The sequence below is a fragment of the Adlercreutzia sp. CNCM I-6215 genome (genome assembly GCF_977072315.1).
In genome coordinates, this window is record NZ_CDRVMA010000018.1 from 1 (window position 1) to 19817 (window position 19817).

Below are 19817 nucleotides of genomic sequence, written 5' to 3' on the forward strand. Positions count from 1 at the left end.
CCTCCCGATTATCGGCGCTGCATGGAACAGGCATCGGCGCTGTGGACATACATCATCGGCGTAGCGTGGAACAGTCACCGCTCAGGCGTACCGTACGCATTTATCCACTGACAAAAATGACGATCAGTTTAACGATTATGACTTTTCTCAGAATTTCAAGGCTTTGAACTGCGGTTTCTTGGAAGAGTGCCCAACCCTGTCAAAAAGAAACAGATAGGCTAATGACATGGTAAAGAACGCCGAAAATGAAGCCTAAACGAAATAAACCTGTGGCGGGCGGCGCTCTTCGTCCTGCAAACGGCACCAGAAACACATACTCTGGTTGCTACTGACGCGCGAGGGAGGCTATGGCGGTGCCGATTATGGAGAAGGCGGCTCCCATGAGGACGACCCAACCCAAAACGAGCTTTCCCGGCAGTGATGCCAGCGCCATAACGAAATAGCCGATGCCCGGTATCTGGTTCACAGCGCGGCCAACAACGTTTTCGTACAGTGCCGGATGCGCATCGATGCCTTCGTTGGCGTCGCCGCGGGTGATCAGTTCGCGGTCTTCGTAAAGGTTTTCCTCTATGCGGTGAATGACGACTTCGTCATTGCGCCAGAAGACCGCCACATCACCCACGGCTAACGCCTCGGGCTCGATGGGTTCGGCGTACACGAGGCTACCCACGGGAAACGACGGCTCCATAGACCCCGACACAATGGCATAGGATTGCAGCCCCATGAAGCGAGGCGCCACCGTTGCGCTGATAGCCAACAGGGCAACCACCGCCAGAAGCAGAGCACCTACGACCGAGCACAAGCGAGAAACCGTGCGCAGCCGAGAGAGCCGTCGTTGAACGTCCCTTGTGAGATCATCCTGCATTGCAGGCACCGTTTTCCCTAGTCGTCGCTCCTCTCTTCATGGCGGCGCCGGCGGGCGGCCACGATAAGGGCGATCAGGCTCGCCAGCACGATGGCACCGATACCCAGGATCGGTAGCATATCGCCGGTCTGGGCCAGAATCGTGCCCAGCGGCACCTCGCGGGTGGTTTCACGCTCGCGCTGCTCGACCTCTTCGGCGTCCATCATGGTGTCGTACAGAGTGATGGTGTTGTCGGACAGCTCGGCGTTGCCGTTTTCCGTGCCCTTGGTGATGGTCACGTTGCCGTAGTTGTCGATGACGAACTCGACGTCGTTGGCCAGACGATACTCGCCCGGCGCCTCCACCTCGCGCAGGAGGTAGGTGATGCCGACGTTCAGCGTCTTCGCCAGTTTCTCGGGGGCCTTGCCGGAAGTCCAGGAGGCCACTTCCTTGCCCGACTCTTTCTCGAGGATGACCAACTTGGCGCCTTCCACCCATTCGTGAGTGCGCGTGTCCAGCTTGTTTACCTCAATCTGAGTGGTTTCGTCGTAGACGCCGCCGTCGCGGTCGTAGGTCAGCAGGATGTTGCCGTCGGCGCTGTAGCCAGGCTGGGTTTGGTCATCAGTTGCGTCCGCAGCGGCACGGGCGGCGTTGTCGGCCTGCAGAGCCTGGGGCTCGGCGGCGGCCATCGGAGCAGCAACAGCCTCCGTCTCTGCGGCATCGAAGTACTTCGTATCGGTGTACTTCAGGGCATAGCCGTTAGCAGAGGTCGCATCTTCCACAAGATAGAAGTAGGGGCTACGAAACTCGCTCACCGTGTGGCCCGCGGGCGCGGCCGTTTCCTTGAAGTAGTACAGGTTGTTGGTGGCAAGGCTCACGTTCTTATAGGTGATCCAGCCGCCTTCCTCGGAGGTCGCCTCAGCGAGCCAGATGTCGCCCTGCGGGTTCTCGTTCACCATGTACAGCGCATAGGTGGCGCCCACCAGACCCTCATCGCGGTCGGACACGCTGGTCTTGCGCACCTGCAGATCCATCGGGCGCGCCTTATTGTTAATGGTCGGGTGCCAATCGGGGTTCAGCTTCGACACATCGCCAATGTTGCCCGGCTGGGTCTCGTAGTCGGCGTACTGCTCGTCGAAGCGGACGTTTTGGTTGGCCGCAGCATCCCACCAGCCGTAGTACATATCGGTGCACACCAGCTGGCCGGTCGCCTCGTCCTGTTCGATGACCGTGGTGAAGGTGATCACCTGGTCGCTGTACAGCACGGACTGATCGTTCATGCCGCCCTTGCTGGTGTCCTCGATGACGCGGTAGTAGTAGGTGCCGGGCTTGGTGTAGGCTAGGCAGCTGGGGTTCTCAAGGTCGCCGGAGACGTTGTTCGCCTTGTCGAAGTCGACCATGCCGAACTCATCGTTGGTAGTGGCGGAGATGAGCTCGCCCTCGGTGTCGTTATAGTTCGCCACCTGGATGAGCTTGAACGCGAACTCACCGGACTTGATGGCGCGGCCCTCAAGGTTCTTGACGATCTTCGGGTCAACATAGCACACCTGGTCGACGGGCTCGCCGCTCGCCGCATACACGCTGTAGCTGGCGGCGCTGATTAGGTCATAGGTGTCGGTGTTGTAGAACGCCGGATGCTCACCTTCCGGCAGAACCAGCGGATTCAGCGCGGAATCGAGGTCGTCAGCGTAGCCGAGCACCGTTTCTGTGACAGTGAGCTTTGCGGGGTCGTTCTCGTCAACAGCCACAGTCACCTTAACGACATAGGCCGTCGTGTCCTTGGCGGCATCGTCGCCGTTTTCGGTCACCAGATAGTAGTGGTCGCCGATGTCGTTGCGCTGGTTCTTGCCCTTGCCTTCAGCGACATAGGTGATGTCGGGGAACTCAATGACTGCATTGCCGGCGGCGAGCTGATCCTTAGCGACGCTAGCAACTAGAGGGGTAAACTCATTGTTCTCAAGGTCTTTCTTAACGGCTATGGACGAAACCGCCTCGTCCTCGCCAGGCGCCCGCTCAATCTCGACCAGTGAGAAGCTGCAGTCACTCGGTTCGCCCAACCCATAGAAGAACTTCTCGGCCCGGAACTGCCAAGTTCCGTTGGGCGCATAACGGTTGGTGACCGTGATGTCGTTGTTCGCGACTTCGACATCGACGCCATCAACGGTCACTGTTTTCACCGTGGGGGTCACGAGGTAGATGCCTCGACCATTCTCGTCAGAGGTACGCTCACCAGCGGCAGCCAGAGTCACCTTCACCGTCGCAGGCTCAATGGTCGTCGTGAAGCTTGCATCATCGCCTTCAAGTGGCGTCTCCTTCAATGTAAAGGTAAACGTATTCTCGGCAGCATTCTGCTCAAAGGCTTCCTTGGCATACTTGCCATCGGCGATCTGAAGATCAAGCTTGCCGGTGGCGTCGTCGGTATCTCCCTCAGCAACTGGAGTCGCCTCTTCGCTCGGATTTTCGCCTTCGTAGAGAGCAAAGCTGAAGGTTCTGTTGCCGAGGGGCACGTTTTTCCCAAGGGTAGTGAGAATCTGCTTCGTCAGCCCCAGATTGAAGCCGGCATACTTCATGGCAACATTTTCGAACTTGACACCAACTGTCGTCGCATCTTCGAGTGCGGTTGCGCCGGTGGCCGCCTTGTAGATAGTCGGGCGCGCTTTTAGGCTACGCTTATCCGTGGACAGCGTTACATCAACCTTCACAAGATAAGCGGTACCATCGTAATCCACGCCGCTAGCAACATTTTGGGTACCTCCGCTTTGCTCAGCAATGGCGTACCAGTACGTTCCCGGAGCAGTGTATTCTTCGGTATCGAAAGAAACTGTATTATCTTCAACCACCTGCTTTGTTGAATCTGCAAGCTGTTTGGTCTCTTTAACGGTCGCATCACCCGATGTAGCTATACCAATAAGACTGTTAGCCTGCTTCAACGCCGTAGGATTGCTCAGATCGTTTACAACCTCACCAATGTTGTCAATCTTCTTGAATCCGAACTTGAAACTCCCGGCCGCGATGCCATCAGCGATCTTCGTCACCGGAATGTTCACAGACGTCTTCAAATTCAGCGTGTTCGTCACTGTTGCAGCATCGTCACCCGATTGATTGCCAATCTGCACTGAGCTGACCTCTGTGGTATAGGTAGTGGAAGTCAGGAGAACGTTGTTGTCCTTTTCTTTATATCTAGCCACCTCTTTTTTGACGCTAAGATTGACAAGAACATCAATGCCGTCGGGGATAGAGGACACAAACCCCGCTTCTTTCTGTTCGTCGGTTAAGCACTCTTTCAGAGAGAAGGTCTTCTCTTTCACTCCTTCGGCATCGAAACCAGGTAATGTAAATTGCAGATTACCGTTCTCGGTGTATCCCTCATACGTCTCATTAGTTTCTTTGTCAGTTAGTTCAAAACGGAAAACGTCATCGGGACCAATGTGTAGAGGATCACCCAGACTGTTAACGATCTTCTTCGTCAGAGAGATCGTGTAAGGGTTCACGGTGGTTTTGTCTTCTTTGTCGAACTTTCCGAACTTGATCGCGCCATTGCAGGCAATACCGCCGCCGTGAGTTCCGCTCTTGTTTCCCGTTATAATGACGCTTCGAGCTATGTTCGAACCGTCGGCAGTGGCGGTGTTAGTTAGGCAAAGGGTAGCATCATGGGATTCATAGCTCTGGCCCACAGGAATACCGATTTCCCTTGACCACAATCCAGTATCGCTCACCGAACAACCGTTCACGGGAGGCATGCCAACCTCGAACCCCCGCCAAGCAAGAGTTTCTCCATCCCCACGCACGAGAGTATTATCCGCAGAAACATAGCTCGCGAGAGTACAATAATAGTCTTGTGCAAGATCAACCTTAAAAGACTTGCTCACATAATCCTTATTTTCAAGAGTATATTTTGTGCTCCATCCGTAGGTAAGCTTACCATCGACTACGTTGCCAGGATTCTCCCCGTTTAGTAATTTGTCAATTTCGCCTTCGCCCATACCAGTAAGGAAGAAGTCGCCCGAGGGAACATTCTTACCAGAAGAAACAACAGACGCAGGAACATTGAACCGCAGCACCGTATTCAAAGGATAGCTCGTTCCCGAAGCAGTGTTCTTGAACACTGCGGCGCTGCTTTCCAGCTGGCCTGCACTGGTTGTTTCCTTCTCTCCGATAATAATTTTCGCATGAGGGCAGCCAGCAACGCCTCCACCCAGACCAGCAGCGCTGTTGTTCGTAATAAGGGCAGAGGGAATCATCAAGGTGCCATTATTGTTGATATAAATGCCACCGCCGCCCCAGTCGGTAGTAGTCTCTGTTTCATTGTTAATGATGGAACCACCAGTTATCTTGGTGTCTTTTGCGTCAGTAAAAATTCCGCCGCCTTCATGGGCACGCAAAGGACCATCGGAGTCATCCGTTTTATCGGGGTCTTTTGCTTTGTTACTGGAGATCTCGCCGCCCGTCATTTCGAAGTGACAACCATTCCACACGAATACACCGCCACCAGCGCCCGCTTCGTTCTTGGTGATGGCGCCGCTGTGCATGATGAAGCTAGCCCCGTCGTTCACAAAAACGCCGCCGCCTACCGTGCCTGCGCCGTTGTTGAAGTTACCAGGGCTCTCCGATCCTTTGCCACCTGTAACGGTTGGTCCTACACCGTTTTCTGTGCCGAGAATGACCTTGCTGTTAGAACCAACTATCGCTATGACAGAACTGATACCCGATCCCTGGATTGTGCCTGCCCCCACAATGGACAGCGTAGCGCCGCTGGTCACTCTGATGTCGCTGTGAAGCGTGCCATTGACGGTGAGGGTGTAGGCTCCATTCCCGCTGAAGGTCAGAGGGCTAGAGGTGTTGGTCACGTCGCCTTCAATGGTATGCGATTCGTTGTTGGCCAACGCCGTGGAAGTCGTATCCGCGGGAGTTTCGGCGCCTGCGTCGGGATTCTCCTCGGGGAGCGCCGTCGCCATGATCCCGGCCTCTTCGCCTGCAGGCGGCTCTTCCCCATCGAGAGTTGCACCGTCTAAAACGTTTTCTTCTGAGAGGACCCCCTCCTCTTCACCTTCAGCATTTTCCGCACCTTCGGCGCCTTCCAGATCGTCCGTATCTTCGACGGATTCTTCCGTGCCCGTGTCGGCTAGGACGTCGTCCTTGGAGCCGTAGGCGATGTTGATCTGGGGGACAAGGGCGACGATCAGTAGGATCGACAGGGCGATTCCCAAGAATTTGATGATCGATTTGTTCTGCAGCAACTTGGTCATGTCGTCCTCCTCCCTTTAAGCGTTCATCGAATCGGTTGCGGTTTGCTCGTTCTTTTTGCGGCGACGCATCCACCAGTAGATGCCAAGGCCGGCGACCACGAGAACGATAGCGCCCGTGGCTACGACCAGCGCCATGCCCGAGCCGGAAGTCGCCACGTCTTGGGCGAGGCCGGAGTACAGCGGGTTCTCGTCGTCGACGATAGCGCGCTCAGTACCGGTGTCCTGGCCGCCAAGCGTCGCCAGCGGATTGTCATCGTCGTTGATGACCGCGGCGGCATCGCCTGTGCCCACACCGGCATCAACCGTTGCCGGCGCCGTAGCATCGGCAGCGGCTCCTTCCGCAGCGGGGGCGGCAGCAACCGGAGCGGCCGTCATCACTGTGGTGCCCGGCACCGTCACCACGCGCTCGGTGTCGACGATCTGCGTGCGGCGAATAGTGATCTGCGCGCTGAGCTCGTCGTTCACATCGCGGTAGTAAATGGTGTAGGTACGCGCCGGTGAGAAGTAGGCATGGCGGATGGCCGTTTCCTGACCCGCCAGACGCACGTAGGTGTCATCGCCGAGCGCGAACTGCTCCTCGCCGAGGATGTTCACGAAGTCGTTCGTTTCGGGATCGATGGTGATGGTCTCACTGCGGAGAATCTGGCTGTTGGCGATGTTCATGTACTGCACGGTGATGTCGTAGGTATCGCCCGGCGTGTAGTCCTCCGGCACGTAGTAGACGTACTGGAGCACGTCGGTGCCCTTTTCCAGATCTTCCCACGCGTAGGTGATGGGCTCCATATTGCCAGACCACGGCACCAGACCGTTCTTCGGGGCCGGGGTGTAGGTGGCCGTCTGCTCCGGGGTGACTTCGTAGTGGATCTTATCGATAAGAGCACCCGTCTCACCGTTGATTTCCATCACGGTGAGGTTGACCTTCTTCGTAGTGGCCTGCGAGACGTACTTCGCCGTTACCGTGCGGCCGGCCGGATACTCGCCCGCTTCGAAGGCGACGACGGGATTGCCCTGCTGGGTCTCCGCCGAGCGGGCCCCAATGGCCACATTGTCGTCCGTCGCATTGGTCTCGATGGTCCAAGAATCCAGCGTGTAGTAGTTGACGCCCCACTGTCCCTTGTCGCGGTCGGTGGTAGGCGCATCCGCTGCATTCGTGACAGCGCTCATCGAAAAGGAGTTCGGCAGGGTGTATTGGTAGCCCTTGCCCTTCACATCTACGCTGTCGGTCCACAACGTATTGCCGTTATCGTCCACATAGTTAATGGTGACCTGATAGGCGCCGGCTTCGGTGTTCTTCACTTCCATAACGCGAATCTGCTTCGTGGCCTGCTCGGGCGTCAGCATGATGGTGGAGCCGGTGAGACGCTGGATGACGCGATAATAATGCGTGGTCTCCTGGCCGGCCTCATCGGTAGTCGTCTTGAAGAAAGACTTCTTGATAGCAACCTCTTTGCCTTCGCCGAGGTTTCCACGATTTCCGTTTCGATGATGTTGCCATCGACATCGACGTACTTGACGGCGCCGGAGATGGCGGCAGCGTCAACTTGCTCGTAGGTGACGACGAGGCGCTGGCCATGAGTGGTGTCAGCGGCCTGCACCTCGGCTTTGGGCTCGCCATCCTTGGTGGTTTCCGCGCTTTGGAAGACAATGGGGATGTCGCCCGTGAGGTTCTTATAGTAGCTGGCACCAGCGCCGACCGTTTCCGCGAACTTGTCGTTTTTGGGATCGATCGTGCGAATGCCGAGCACCTTCCACTCATCCTCATTCGGCACGGCGGGGTCGTTGACAAGCTTCGCATAGATGGGGCAAATAGTGCCCGCGTACAACGGGTCACCGCCGCGCTTCGCGTCGAACACTTTCACTGTATAGGCAGGGAAATTGTTCGGGTCGCCAAACACGTCATGCAACGATTGCGGCACCGAGGCTGGGGCCTCGGCATCCTGAGCCGCCGGAGCCGGCTGTGCAATCTTCAGCGCGACAATTTGGGCGATGCGAGAGGAGTTGGCATCGCCAGCGTAGTCGGGCGCGGAAGTGTCGGCATCCTTTGCCTCGGGATCGGTATCCTGCGTCTCGGGAATAGCGTAGGCGAAACGCGGCGCGATGGTTTTGCCGTCTTTCTCAACCTCTATATAGATGGTCTTCCCCGCGCCGTTTTCCACGCGGAAGAGATCCCATATACCATCTTCAGCTGTGGGGGTCATGAAATCGATGCCGTGAATTTCGCCGCTCTTGACCGGGTCGACTACAGGAGCGGCAGGAGCTTCTGCCGCATCACCATTCGAAGGGTCATCGGCAAAGGCCTGGGCAACGAAAGAAAGACTCGCTGCCGGAAAAGCCAACGTAGCTGCAAGAGTAAAGGCTAGAAGGCTTCGGCCGAAAATTCTCTTTTCAGCGAGACCCCCCATGACCGATTTCCTCATTTGTGTCTCCTCTGCTGCTCGCGATCGCCTCTGGTGCTATATGCACCTATACGCGCGCGAAGCGGGGGCTTCGGGCGCGTCGGCGATCCTCTTCTCCTCGTTGATTGCGAAGAGCCGCCTCTCTTCGTCAGCTGATTCGCAATCCTGCTCTCTTGCTTGCTATTTTAGACGGCTCATCAGGCTATTGTCTACCCGTCAAATCATCTTTTAGCAAGCTAGCTCTCTGTCAATGCTAAGGATCACTTTATTGATCTGAGATTTTTTGTCTACTGCCAAAAATGACAACAAATGAGACAATTATGGCTTCTCTTCAAATTGCAAGGCTTTGACCTGGTGATTCTTCGCTATTTCACAGAGACCCCGAAAGAAGATGACTAGGTAAATGACAGGGTAATGACTATATTAAAACGCCCTGCAAGGAGTCAATCTGTGGCAAACAATAACTACTTTTCAACGAATGGCACTCAGCTAAGCGAGTGGCAATGCGTTAGGGATGACTCATGTCCCCTTCCTTGCTTCTACTTCCCTTAACAGGCAGCTACAAAAAGACGAACACCCAAAGGTGTTCGTCTGATTCGTTTATGGTGGAGCGTAGGGGGATCGAACCCCTGACCTCAGGCTTGCAAAGCCCGCGCTCTCCCAGCTGAGCTAACGCCCCATGGCATGCACTAGCAGTCATCACTTTGCTCGTTCGGGATTTCGTCAGTTTAAAGAAAATCGGCCGATTCTGGCCCGAAATATAATAAACGCTCCACCGGCTAACTCGGCTCACGGTGGAGCGTTTATCGCAAAGTAATGGTGGGCCCGAATGGATTTGAACCAGCGACCTCACGCTTATCAGGCGTGCGCTCTAACCAACTGAGCTACGGGCCCTTGAAAAAGTGCTTGACTATCTTAAGCCTGTTTCATAGGTGAGGTCAAGGAAAATTTTCCCGATTTCAAAAACGTACACGACACGCCGCGAACGGCACGAGTAGTATCCTCTTAATCAGAATATGAATTATTTCACCTTCCGTGACAGCATCCTCCCTTTCGATGCGCGAAAAGCGACTTATACAGACATTCGAAACTCCAGGATGCAAGAATTTTGAGTTATACAGGCAAACCTGCTCCTGTTTTATTTCGGAAATGCCTGTATAAGTCGCTTTTCGCGTCCTAGACTCAATGTTTTTGTCACCGGAAGATGGGCTTAAGCGGTTAAACATTCCAAAAGTTTAAATAAGCTTGGTTCAACAATGAGACAATAGACATCAAACATAGAAAGCTCAATCTGCAATCATGTTCTCATCGAACTAGAGTAAAGGACAAAGCATGGTTCCGTTGAAAGTGTTGACATTGGTGGTGGCGGGGCAGAACCAGCCGTCCGTGCTGGTTCTGCAACCCGTAGAGGAGACACCAGCGGGGAAGGCGCGCGTTGTGCCCATTTGGATTGGCCCCACCGAGGCGGCACAAATCGGGATGGCACTGGAGCATGTGAAGTTCGCGCGGCCCATGACCCATGACCTCATGCTAGATGCGCTCACCAATTTGGATGCGCGCGTCGATTCCATGGTGATTTACGGATCGAAGGGGCAGATGTTCTTCGCGCACCTGGTTCTTTCCCAGGGAGGACGACTCATCACCTTAGACGCCCGGCCGAGCGACGCCATTGCCCTGGCGCTTCGGCAAGATGCGCCGCTCTATATTGAAGAGACGGTACTTGACGCTTCTTCGTTCCCGTTTCTCTTCAAGGGTGAGAAGCAGACGGAAGAGGAACTGGCGGCGTTCAAGACATTCCTCGACCATATATCCCCCGAGGATTTCGGAGATATCGAACAGCTTTAGTTTTCTTTCATCTGTGATAATATAACTGAACCAGCAAAGTCCGTGTGCGGGCGGGACCTACTACAAAGGAGGTTTCGCCTATGAATGAATTCCTGATTGCTTTGGCCGCCATGGCCAACGTGGTGACAGCTTTGCTATCACTGTGGCGGGAGTATAAGCACCAACGGATGGAGAGGATAGACAAGAGGGACTAGCAGCAACTAGTCCCTCAAGTTGTTAACCCGCTCCGCCCGCTCAACCGTTAACCAAACGACGGGCTTTGCTGGTGTTTCTACTATAGCACGTTTTCTAACGTTTTGCTACTCTTCCGTCGCTTCTCCCTCGTCGCCCAGATCGTCGTCGAGGTCGTCGAGGTCGTCGATGGCGAGAGTGCCTTCCTCGCTCTCCTCCTCGAGCAGGCCCATCTGGTTCTCGTCGGCGGGTGCCGCCTTCTTGGCCTTCTTCTTGCCGGTGGAGGCGATGGCCACCGCGCACACCTTGTCCTTGTCGGCGACGTTCATCACCTTCACGCCCTGGGTGGAACGGCCGAGCTCGGAGATGCCCTTCACCGGGGTGCGCACAATGACGCCGTCCTCGGAGACAATCATGATCTCGTCATCGGGGCCGACGATCTTCATGACCGACAGCAGGCCCTTCTTGTGGGTCATCGTAATGGTGTAGACGCCCTGGCCGCCGCGATGATGCTCGGGGTATTCCTCGATCTTCGTGCGCTTGCCGTAGCCCTTTTCGGTGATGACGAACAGGTCAGTGCCGGGCTTGGCGATTTCCATGCCGAGCACGTGAGCGTCGGCCGGCACGTTCATGCCGCGCACGCCCATGGTGCCGCGGCCCATGGCGCGAGCCTCCGACTCATCCCACAGAATGGCCTTGCCGGCGCTGGACACCATGATGACCTTCTCGCCCTTGGCCACGCGCTTCACGGAGATGAGCTCGTCGCCGTCCTTCAGGTTGATGGCGATGAGGCCGTCGCGGCGCGTGCGGTCGTACTGATCCATGGAGGTCTTCTTCACGTTACCCTGAGCCGTGGCGAACATGAGGAACTCCTCGGCCGGGAAGTCCTTCGTGGCGATAACGGCCGAGATGGACTCGCCCTTCTCCAGCGGCAGCAGGTTCACGATGGCCGTGCCGCGGGCATGACGGCCGGCCTCGGGGATCTCGTACACCTTCAGGCGGTAGACCTTGCCCTTGGTGGAGAAGAACAGCATGTAGGAGTGCGTGGAAGCCACAAACAGGTGCTCCACGAAGTCGGCGTCCTTCAAGTTCACGCCTTGCATGCCCTTGCCGCCGCGCTTCTGCTGGCGGTAGGTGCTCACGGGCAGGCGCTTGATATAGCCGGCCTTGGTCATGGTGACGACCATGTTCTCTTCGGCGATGAGGTCCTCCACCTCGATATCCTTGGCCTCGCCGGTCAGACGGGTGCGGCGCGGGGTGTTGTACTTCTTCTTGATCTCTTGCAGCTCTTCCTTGATGACCTGCTTCAACAGGTTCTCGTCGGCAAGGATCTGTTTGTAGTAGGCGATCTTCTCGCGCAGCTCGGCCAACTCTTCCTCGATCTTGGTGCGCTCCAGGCCGGTCAGGCGGCGCAGGCGCATTTCCAGGATGGCGTTGGTCTGCTTCTCGGAAAGACCGAAGCGCTCGGTGAGGCGCGCAGCGGCTTCCTTGTCCGTCTCGGAGGAGCGGATGATGTGGATGACCTCGTCGATGTTATCGAGCGCGATGATGTAGCCCTCGAGGATGTGCTCGCGCTCCTCGGCCTTGGCCAGCTCGTAGCGGGTGCGACGGGTGACGACGTCTTTCTGGTGCTCGATGTAGTAGAAAAGAATCTCCTTCAGCGAGAGCACGCGCGGGGTGCCGTTCACCAGGGCCAGCATGTTGCAGCCGAAGCCCACTTGCAGCTGGGTGTGCTTGAACAGCTTGTTCAGCACCACCTGCGGGATAGCGTTGGACTTCAGATCGATGATGATGTCGATGCCCTTGCGGTCGGCGGCGTCGTGGATGTTGCTGATTTCGGGCAGCTTCTTGTCGCGCACCAGCTCGCCGAGCTTCTCCAGCAGGCGCTTGCGGTTCACCTGGTAGGGGATTTCCTTCACCACGATGGAGGCGCGGCCGTTCTTCTTTTCCTCGATCTCGCATTTCGCACGGATGGTGAGGTTGCCGTGGCCGGTCTCGTAGGCATCAAGAATGCCCTTCTTGCCCATGATGAGGCCGCCCGTGGGGAAGTCGGGGCCGGGCATGGCGCCGAGGAGGTCTTCCGTGGTGCAGTCCGGGTTGTCGATCATGAGGCAGGTGGCGTCGATGGCCTCACCCAGGTTGTGGGGCGGGATGTTGGTGGCCATGCCGACAGCGATGCCGTTCGAGCCGTTGACCAGCAGATTCGGGAAGCGCGACGGCAGTACCGTAGGCTCCTGCAGCGACTCGTCGTAGTTGGGCTGGAAATCGACCGTTTCCTTGTCCAGGTCGCGCAAAAGTTCCATAGCCGGCTTGTCGAGACGCGCCTCGGTGTAACGCATGGCAGCGGCGGAGTCGCCGTCGATAGAGCCGAAGTTGCCGTGGCCGTCGATGAGGGGCAGGCGCAGGCTGAAGGGCTGGGCCAGGCGCACCATGGTGTCGTACACGGCGAAGTCGCCATGGGGATGGTACTTGCCGATCACGTCGCCGACGGTACGGGCCGACTTCATGTGCGGCTTGCTCGGCGTGTAGCCGGACTCGTTCATGGCGTACAGGATGCGGCGATGCACCGGCTTCAGGCCGTCGCGTACATCGGGCAGAGCGCGGGAGACGATAACGGACATGGAGTACTCGAGAAAGGAGGTCTGCATCTCCTTGCCGAGAAACGCTGCGCGCACGATGGTGCCCTCGCCGCCGTTGGCGCCCTCGATGATGGAGCCGTGGGGGTTGGGCATGTCCACCATCAACGAGCGGGCTCGCTCTTCCTCGGAGATGAAGCCGGGCTCGTTGCCATCTTCGTCGGCGTCTTCCACGTCTTCTTCTTCATCGAGGGTGGAGCTGGCGCTGGCGAGTTCCGCGTCATCGTCGCCCTCATCGTCGGTGTTCACTTCCTCGGCCAGGTACAGGGCGTCCTCCTCGGCGGCCTCTACCTCGTCGCGGTCGTCGTCGAATTCGTCAAAGTTATCAGCCATTTAGCTCTCCTAAATATCCAGGAAGCGGACGTCGCGGGCGTGTTTCTGGATGAATTCCTTGCGAGGCTCCACCTGCTCGCCCATAAGCTCGCTCACCACGCGCTCGGCCTCCACGGCGTCGTCGATGTTCACCTGCAGAAGCGTGCGGGTTGCCGGCTCCATGGTGGTTTCCCACAGCTGCTCGGGGTCCATCTCACCGAGGCCCTTGTAGCGCTGAACATCGAACTTGCTGGGGTCGTCGTACTCGGCCAGGGTGGCGGACAGCGCCTTCTCGTCGTAGATGTAACGCTCGACCTTCGGGCTGCGGGAATTCTTCTTCTTCAGGCCGAAGATGGGCGGCTGGGCGATGTAGATGTAGCCGAGGTTGATGAGCTCGGGCATGTAGCGGTAGAAGAACGTCAGCAACAGGCAGCGGATGTGCGCGCCGTCGACGTCGGCATCGGTCATGATGATGATGCGATGGTAGCGGGCCTTCTCGGCGTCGAAGTCCTCGCCGATGTTGGTGCCGATGGCCGTGATGAGCGAGCTGATGGTGTCGGAGGACAGCGAGCGGTGCAGGCCGGCGCGCTCCACGTTCAGAATCTTACCGCGCAGAGGCAGGATGGCCTGGAACTTGCGGTCGCGGGCCTGCTTGGCCGAACCGCCTGCGGAATCGCCCTCTACAATGAAGATTTCGGACTGGGAGGCGTCCTTGCTGGCGCAGTCGGCGAGCTTGCCAGGCATGCTGAACGAGTCGAGCACGTTCTTGCGACGGGTCATCTCGCGAGCCTTGCGAGCAGCCTCGCGGGCCTTCAGCGCCTGGGTGGCCTTGCCGATGATGCGCTTGGCCGGCGTGGGGTTCTCCTCCAGGTACTCGCCGAGGCCCTGGGCGACGGCGTTTTGCACCAGCGGGCGGATCTCGGTGTTGCCGAGCTTCGTCTTCGTCTGGCCCTCGAATTGCGGATCGTGCAGCTTCACGGAGATGATGGCCGCCAGACCCTCGCGGGCGTCCTCGCCGGAGAGGTTCGGATCCTTCTCCTTCAGAAGGCCCTTCGAGCGGGCGTAATCGTTGATGGTACGCGTAATGGCCTGCTTGAAGCCGTCCATATGCGTGCCGCCCTCATGGGTGTTGATATTGTTGGCGAAGGCCATGACGGAGTTGGTGGAATAGGAGCTGGACCACTGCAGGGCCACTTCCACGGTGCCGTCGGCGTTCTCGGCCTCGAAGTAGATGGGCTTGTTCAGGGTCTCCTTGCCGTCGTTCAAGAACTTCACGAAGTCGACGATACCGCCCATGGCCTGGAACACCTCAGTGCGGGGGTTGCCGTCGGCGTCGGTGATGCGCTCGTCGGTGAGGATGATCTTCAGACCGCGGTTCAGGAAGGCCATCTCGCGGAAACGGGCGGCCAGGGTGTCGTAGTCGTACACCGTGGTCTCGGTGAAGATGTCGGGGTCGGGCCAGAACGTGACCGTGGTGCCCGTGTGCTTTGCCTTACCGATCTCGTGCAGCTTGGTCTTGGTCTTGCCGTGATCGAAATCGATCTCGTATTCCTTGCCATCGCGGCGCACCTGCACTTCCACCTTCGTGGAAAGGGCGTTCACAACGGAAACGCCGACGCCGTGCAAACCGCCGGAAACCTTGTAGCCTTCACCGCCGAATTTGCCGCCGGCGTGCAGAATGGTAAGCACGACCTCGACGGTGGGGATCTTCTCCTTGGGATGCTTGTCCACGGGAATACCGCGGCCGTTGTCCTCGCAGGAGATGGAATTGTCGGGATGGATGGTCACCTTGATGGTATCGCAGTACCCGGCCAGGGCCTCGTCCACAGCGTTGTCGACCACCTCGTAAACCAGGTGGTGCAGACCGCGGGGGCCGGTGGAGCCGATGTACATGCCCGGGCGCTTGCGAACAGCTTCAAGTCCTTCTAGAACTTGAATGTCAGAACCGTCGTAGTGATCTGGTTTGTTTGCCACTGACACTCCTTCGCTCTCGGAACAAAAGAACGCGCCCAGATGCGGGCGCCGAATGAGTGTCAATTATAGCATGTGAAAATCGCATTTCGGCTGAAAGTCGCGGAATGGGGCTATTTTAAGGCTGTTTGAGGGCCTATGTTGCGGTTCGGTGAAGACTTTGCCAGGAATTGTGGAAAACAGGGCTTAAATCAAGCGAGAAATGCACGGAGTTAATACTTTGGGGACTCGAATGGGACTATTCTACGGTTTTGGCGGGTCACACCACCGGCAAATGGATAACATTGCTCTTGTTCAACATGGCCTCATTAAAGTAATCGATGTTCGCTGTGGTGATAAAAGTCTGACTACCGCCTTCCATAGCGGTCACCAGCGCATCGCGTCGTCGGCCGTCCAGCTCGCTCATCACATCGTCAAGAAGGAGCACCGGCTTCTGCTCGATGATCTCCTCGATGACGGCCGCTTCAGCCAGTTTATACGAGAGTACAATGGAGCGCTGCTGTCCCTGACTTCCGTAGATTGAAGCGTTTTCCCCATCGAGAGTGAATACGATTTCATCGCTATGAGGTCCCACCACTGCCCGGCCGCGCCGCCGCTCTTCCTCCGCGCGCTCATGAAGCGCGCGGGCCAACGCCTCGCGGGCTTCGTCGCGGGTAAGGGGCTCAACCGTTTCCTCTGGCGCTCCTTTTCCCCACGAGGGAACATAGACGGCGTTCAAACAATCGCGTCCTTGAGAAATCTCCTGGTACTTTGCAGTCAGATGAGGGAGCAGCCGCTCAAATAACGCGATGCGATAGATCGTGAGCTGAGCTCCCACCGTGACGATCATCTCATTGATGGCCTCCACAAGGGCAACATCGGCCTCCTCTTTGAGAAGGCGATTCTTATGGCGAATCACCTTCTCATAATCACGCCGTACCGTGTAGTAGCTTTTATTTACCTGAGCGCCCAAGGTGTCCAACGATGACCGCCGCCCGCTGTTCGGCCCTTTTACCAAATCGAGATCATCAGGCGTAAAAACGACCGAGGGAATGACTCCTTTCAAATCGATCGGCCGTTTCGCCTTTCCATTGAGCCGATACTTGCGCGTACGACCATCAAGCGTGAGGTCGATATCAAGACGCCGATTGCCGTCAGTTGCCTGCATGGATACGCGACTACGCTCCTCGCCGTGGCGAATCAACTGATCAGCCGTACCATGTCGGAACGACGTGAACGCCGTAAGCAGCTGGATGGCCTCGATGAGGTTCGTTTTGCCAACAGCGTTCTCCCCCACAAGTACGGTGATGTCCCCAAGCTCGTTTAGAGCCGCATCCTCATAGTTGCGAAAATTCCGCAAAGAGAGGCTTTCAATACGCAGGGTCATTTAGGAGATGCGCACAGGCATGACGAGGTAGAGGAAGTTTTCCGGCTCAAGCGCGCGGAAGATGCCCGGCTTCAACGCCGATTGCACTTCAAGATACACCTCGTCGGTGGCAATGGATCCGAGGCCATCCAACACATAGGCATAGTTGAAAGCGATTTCCGCATCTTCACCCTCGATAGCGCAAGAGATGATCTCCTGCGCGCTGCCCACATCCTGAGATGCTGCGGAAATCTGCACCGTTTGGGAGGCGTTGTTCAAATCGAAGCGCACGGGCGATGAAGTAGAGCCAAGCAGGGAGGCGCGCCGAACACTGGCCACGAGCTTATCCACCTCGATGGTAGCGCGAGTAGCGTAGCCGTCGGGGAGCAGCTGCTTGTAATTGGGGAAGTTGCCCTCAATGCGGCGGTTGATAAACACCGTGTCCTCGCAGGTCACGACGATCTGATTGTCAGCCAAGGCCAGAGACACCGGCGACTCCGTTTTCGGCAGCGACGCGATTTCCGATAGGAAGCTGCCCGAGATGACCGCGTGGAACTCATCGGCCGAGGAGTTCGGCAGAGGAGCATCCGTGATGGCGAGACGATAGGAGTCGGTGGCCACCATGCGCAGCACGCCGGCCTCCAGGGTGATGAGGACGCCCGTGAGAATAGCGCGAGACTCATCTTTGGATACGACGCGAGAAACACGCTTGACCATAGTGGAAAACTGATGGAAGGGAATTTCTATCTTCTGGTGAACGTCCACTCGGGGAAAACCGGGGAAATCCTCAGCGTTCAAGGCGCGGATAGAGAACGAAGACGTGTCGCAGGTGACGAAAGCCTGCTCATCGGTAGCCTCGACATGGACCGCAGCATCGGGAAGGTTTTTCACAATCTCCGAGAACAGCTTACCGGGCACCACCGTGCGGCCTTCCTCCTCAACGAGCGCGGCCACGGAGTATTGAATGGAGAGCTCCAAGTCGGTGGCCTGGAGGACAATTTTGTCGCCGGCGGCCTCGATGAGGATACCGGACAAGACAGGGAGCGTCGATCGAGTGGAAACCCCTTTGAGGACAATGGACAGGGCGTTGGCAAGCTCGGTGCGATTGATACTGAATTTCAAGGGATGCCTCTCTTCGTAATGGCCTGAGCTGAAACAGAAGATATCGTGCGGGTATTATAACGCCGGAAAACAGGGAAACGGAGAGGCCGCGCAGAGTTGTCTGACTAATGGTTGATTAGTTTTGCACCCTTTTCTCGCTCCGCTAGTGGAAAAAGTGGATAACTTCCTCTTTCCCCAGCGCAAGCAGTGGATAACCGTCCTTTTCACTGAGTGGATATCGAAGGTAAAGATGGTTGACAGTTTTAGCTAACAATTCACTATAGATTTTTCTTTTCAAAAACGATGCGTTGAGCTGGGGTTTTGTAAATTATGTCAGGGTAATTCTCTTTAAACGCACCTATGTTCGAACAAGATCGTGCTTGATGGGAATTTTCTTCTCAAAGGCATAGGAAGCGGCTGAGAAGGGTTATCGAGAACCTCTGTCAAGGTTTTTGGGCAAAGTTTTTCACTTTTTCCTCTTTGAATGACAGCCGTTAGGAATTCTCGAATTCCGAGTTTTCCACTTTTACTGAATATTTGGTTGATAAGTCGGAATTCTTTAGAAAATCGCAGGTAGTTCAGTTTCGGTTTTCCACTTTTACTGAACAAATAGTGAATTACTCATCACTGGTTATGAAATGCGCAGGTAGATACCTTGTAAAATGATGAAACACGTTACAATATCCTGAAAAATTCTTGAAACGACGAATTGAACGGCGAACAAAACGGAATGATCTTGGAAACCATGGAACAACATACTTCTCTTCACGACGAAGCTCCCCAGGGGGCTTCCTTCGACTATTCCTTCGTCGACACCGTGGGGCGCATCGCTCTCTACGACGACCTGCGCAGCGCACCACGGGTTGTGGAGATAAAGCCCGCCGACACGGCGGCTTATATCGAGGCGCTCGCCTCCACGGTGTACGAACAGTCCCATGGCGCAGGGGGAACCATCCCTTACACCGTTATTCGGGAGGTTTCCGAAAATTTCATCCATGCGCGCTTCAAAGAGGTGGTGGTCTCCATTCTCGACAAAGGGAACACCATCCGCTTCGCCGATCATGGCCCCGGCATCCCCTCGAAAGAAAAAGCCCAAATGCCAGGGTTTTCTTCTGCCGTCGAGCCTATGAAAAACTATATTCGGGGCGTCGGGTCGGGCCTTCCCATTGTGCGGGAGTACCTCGAATCGTCCCATGGCACCATTACTATCGAGGACAATCTGGGGACCGGCGCCGTCGTCACCGTTAGCTTGGTGCGTGAAGAAGACGATCCTCTGGACGACTGGGACGAAACCGACGTGCTGAGCAGCAAGGGAGAGTATATCCCAGGCTCGTCCTACGCTTCGGAAACCGCCGCGGTCCATCAGCCCTACGGAGTTCCCCTCACAGCTGGCTCCGAACCCTATCCCTCCAATCCAGCCGGAATCTATCCCTCCATGGGCTCATCCAGCGCACCAGGGGCGACTCCCTACCCACCCGCCTACGCGCCGCAAGGCTACAGCGCAGTACCCGCGGCTCCAGCTCCCGTACCGGCTCCCTCTTACGGAGCCCCTTACCAGGGATATCCGAGCTACGGGGCCTATGGAGCCGCCCCAACCGCCTATCCGGCCTACGGAGCAGCGCCAGCACCGGCGGCGTATCCGGGTTACCCGAGTGCCGTCATGCCGGCGCCCGCCCTCTCCGAACGCGAGCGAATATTCCTGAAGCTTCTCCTTAAAGAAGGAACCCTCCGGAACAAGGATTTCAGCGACCTGACCGAGACGCCGGCCTCCACCACCAACACCACCCTCAATCGGCTGCGAGAGGCAGGTTTGGTGGAAATGGTCGGGAAACAGCGGGCCCTCACCCCTTACGGCCGACAGATCGCACAGGGTCTCTAAGACCCAAGCCTTGCCAATTTGCTAGAATTGTCCTGAAAGCGGAGAACCACGGCAAAAAACGCCGGCGGAAG

Annotated in this window: 10 protein-coding genes and 2 tRNA genes; 2 read left to right on the plus strand and 10 right to left on the minus strand. The window is 56.7% G+C overall.

Annotated features, from left to right (window positions below; translation table 11 throughout):
- Nucleotides 1-325: 325 nt before the first annotated feature.
- From ACW4LP_RS11530 to ACW4LP_RS11555, 6 genes are all read right to left on the minus strand, one after another.
- A complete protein-coding gene (locus ACW4LP_RS11530; RefSeq protein ID WP_455803846.1) occupies nucleotides 326-865 on the minus strand; it encodes a signal peptidase I in 540 nt (179 codons plus the stop codon).
- 17 nt (nucleotides 866-882) lie between these two features.
- A complete protein-coding gene (locus ACW4LP_RS11535; protein ID WP_455803839.1) occupies nucleotides 883-6090 on the minus strand; it encodes a Spy0128 family protein in 5208 nt (1735 codons plus the stop codon).
- 15 nt (nucleotides 6091-6105) lie between these two features.
- A complete protein-coding gene (locus tag ACW4LP_RS11540) occupies nucleotides 6106-7392 on the minus strand; it encodes a MucBP domain-containing protein (RefSeq protein ID WP_455803840.1) in 1287 nt (428 codons plus the stop codon).
- 32 nt (nucleotides 7393-7424) lie between these two features.
- Nucleotides 7425-8507 (minus strand): hypothetical protein, encoded by a 1083-nt coding sequence (locus tag ACW4LP_RS11545; protein WP_455803841.1) that lies wholly within the window; start codon nucleotides 8505-8507, stop codon nucleotides 7425-7427.
- Between the two features lie 582 nt (nucleotides 8508-9089).
- A tRNA-Ala gene (locus ACW4LP_RS11550) sits at nucleotides 9090-9165 on the minus strand.
- Between the two features lie 138 nt (nucleotides 9166-9303).
- Nucleotides 9304-9380 (minus strand) — tRNA-Ile (locus tag ACW4LP_RS11555).
- A 438-nt stretch (nucleotides 9381-9818) separates the two neighbouring features.
- Between ACW4LP_RS11555 and ACW4LP_RS11560 the strand changes: the two genes are divergently transcribed.
- On the plus strand, nucleotides 9819-10331 hold the full coding sequence (locus ACW4LP_RS11560) for a bifunctional nuclease family protein (protein ID WP_157011803.1): 513 nt from the start codon (nucleotides 9819-9821) through the stop codon (nucleotides 10329-10331).
- Between the two features lie 299 nt (nucleotides 10332-10630).
- Here the strand turns inward: ACW4LP_RS11560 and gyrA are convergent, their stop codons facing one another.
- From gyrA to dnaN, 4 genes are all read right to left on the minus strand, one after another.
- On the minus strand, nucleotides 10631-13234 hold the full coding sequence (gene gyrA / locus ACW4LP_RS11565) for a DNA gyrase subunit A (RefSeq protein ID WP_455803847.1): 2604 nt from the start codon (nucleotides 13232-13234) through the stop codon (nucleotides 10631-10633).
- A gap of 246 nt (nucleotides 13235-13480) precedes the next feature.
- A complete protein-coding gene (gyrB, locus tag ACW4LP_RS11570; protein WP_114538855.1) occupies nucleotides 13481-15424 on the minus strand; it encodes a DNA topoisomerase (ATP-hydrolyzing) subunit B in 1944 nt (647 codons plus the stop codon).
- Nucleotides 15425-15680: 256 nt separating this feature from the next.
- On the minus strand, nucleotides 15681-16787 hold the full coding sequence (gene recF, locus ACW4LP_RS11575; protein ID WP_455803842.1) for a DNA replication/repair protein RecF: 1107 nt from the start codon (nucleotides 16785-16787) through the stop codon (nucleotides 15681-15683).
- Complete coding sequence (gene dnaN, locus ACW4LP_RS11580; RefSeq protein ID WP_417179416.1) at nucleotides 16788-17888, minus strand: DNA polymerase III subunit beta; 1101 nt, start codon at nucleotides 17886-17888, stop codon at nucleotides 16788-16790.
- 724 nt (nucleotides 17889-18612) lie between these two features.
- Between dnaN and ACW4LP_RS11585 the strand changes: the two genes are divergently transcribed.
- Nucleotides 18613-19746: an ATP-binding protein gene (locus tag ACW4LP_RS11585; protein WP_417179420.1), complete on the plus strand. Its 1134-nt coding sequence runs from the start codon at nucleotides 18613-18615 to the stop codon at nucleotides 19744-19746.
- Nucleotides 19747-19817 lie beyond the last annotated feature (71 nt).

Excerpts from the sequence above, each read along its gene's own strand:
- ACW4LP_RS11540 (WP_455803840.1), bottom strand. The coding sequence starts at position 7,392 with ATGGAAGTGAAGAACACCGAAGCCGGCGCCTATCAGGTCACCATTAAC.
- ACW4LP_RS11535 (WP_455803839.1), bottom strand. The coding sequence starts at position 6,090 with ATGACCAAGTTGCTGCAGAACAAATCGATCATCAAATTCTTGGGAATC.
- gyrA (WP_455803847.1), bottom strand. The coding sequence starts at position 13,234 with ATGCCCAACCCCCACGGCTCCATCATCGAGGGCGCCAACGGCGGCGAG.
- ACW4LP_RS11530 (WP_455803846.1), bottom strand. The coding sequence starts at position 865 with ATGCAGGATGATCTCACAAGGGACGTTCAACGACGGCTCTCTCGGCTG.
- ACW4LP_RS11585 (WP_417179420.1), top strand. The coding sequence starts at position 18,613 with ATGGAACAACATACTTCTCTTCACGACGAAGCTCCCCAGGGGGCTTCC.
- ACW4LP_RS11560 (WP_157011803.1), top strand. The coding sequence starts at position 9,819 with ATGGTTCCGTTGAAAGTGTTGACATTGGTGGTGGCGGGGCAGAACCAG.
- ACW4LP_RS11545 (WP_455803841.1), bottom strand. The coding sequence starts at position 8,507 with ATGAGGAAATCGGTCATGGGGGGTCTCGCTGAAAAGAGAATTTTCGGC.
- recF (WP_455803842.1), bottom strand. The coding sequence starts at position 16,787 with ATGACCCTGCGTATTGAAAGCCTCTCTTTGCGGAATTTTCGCAACTAT.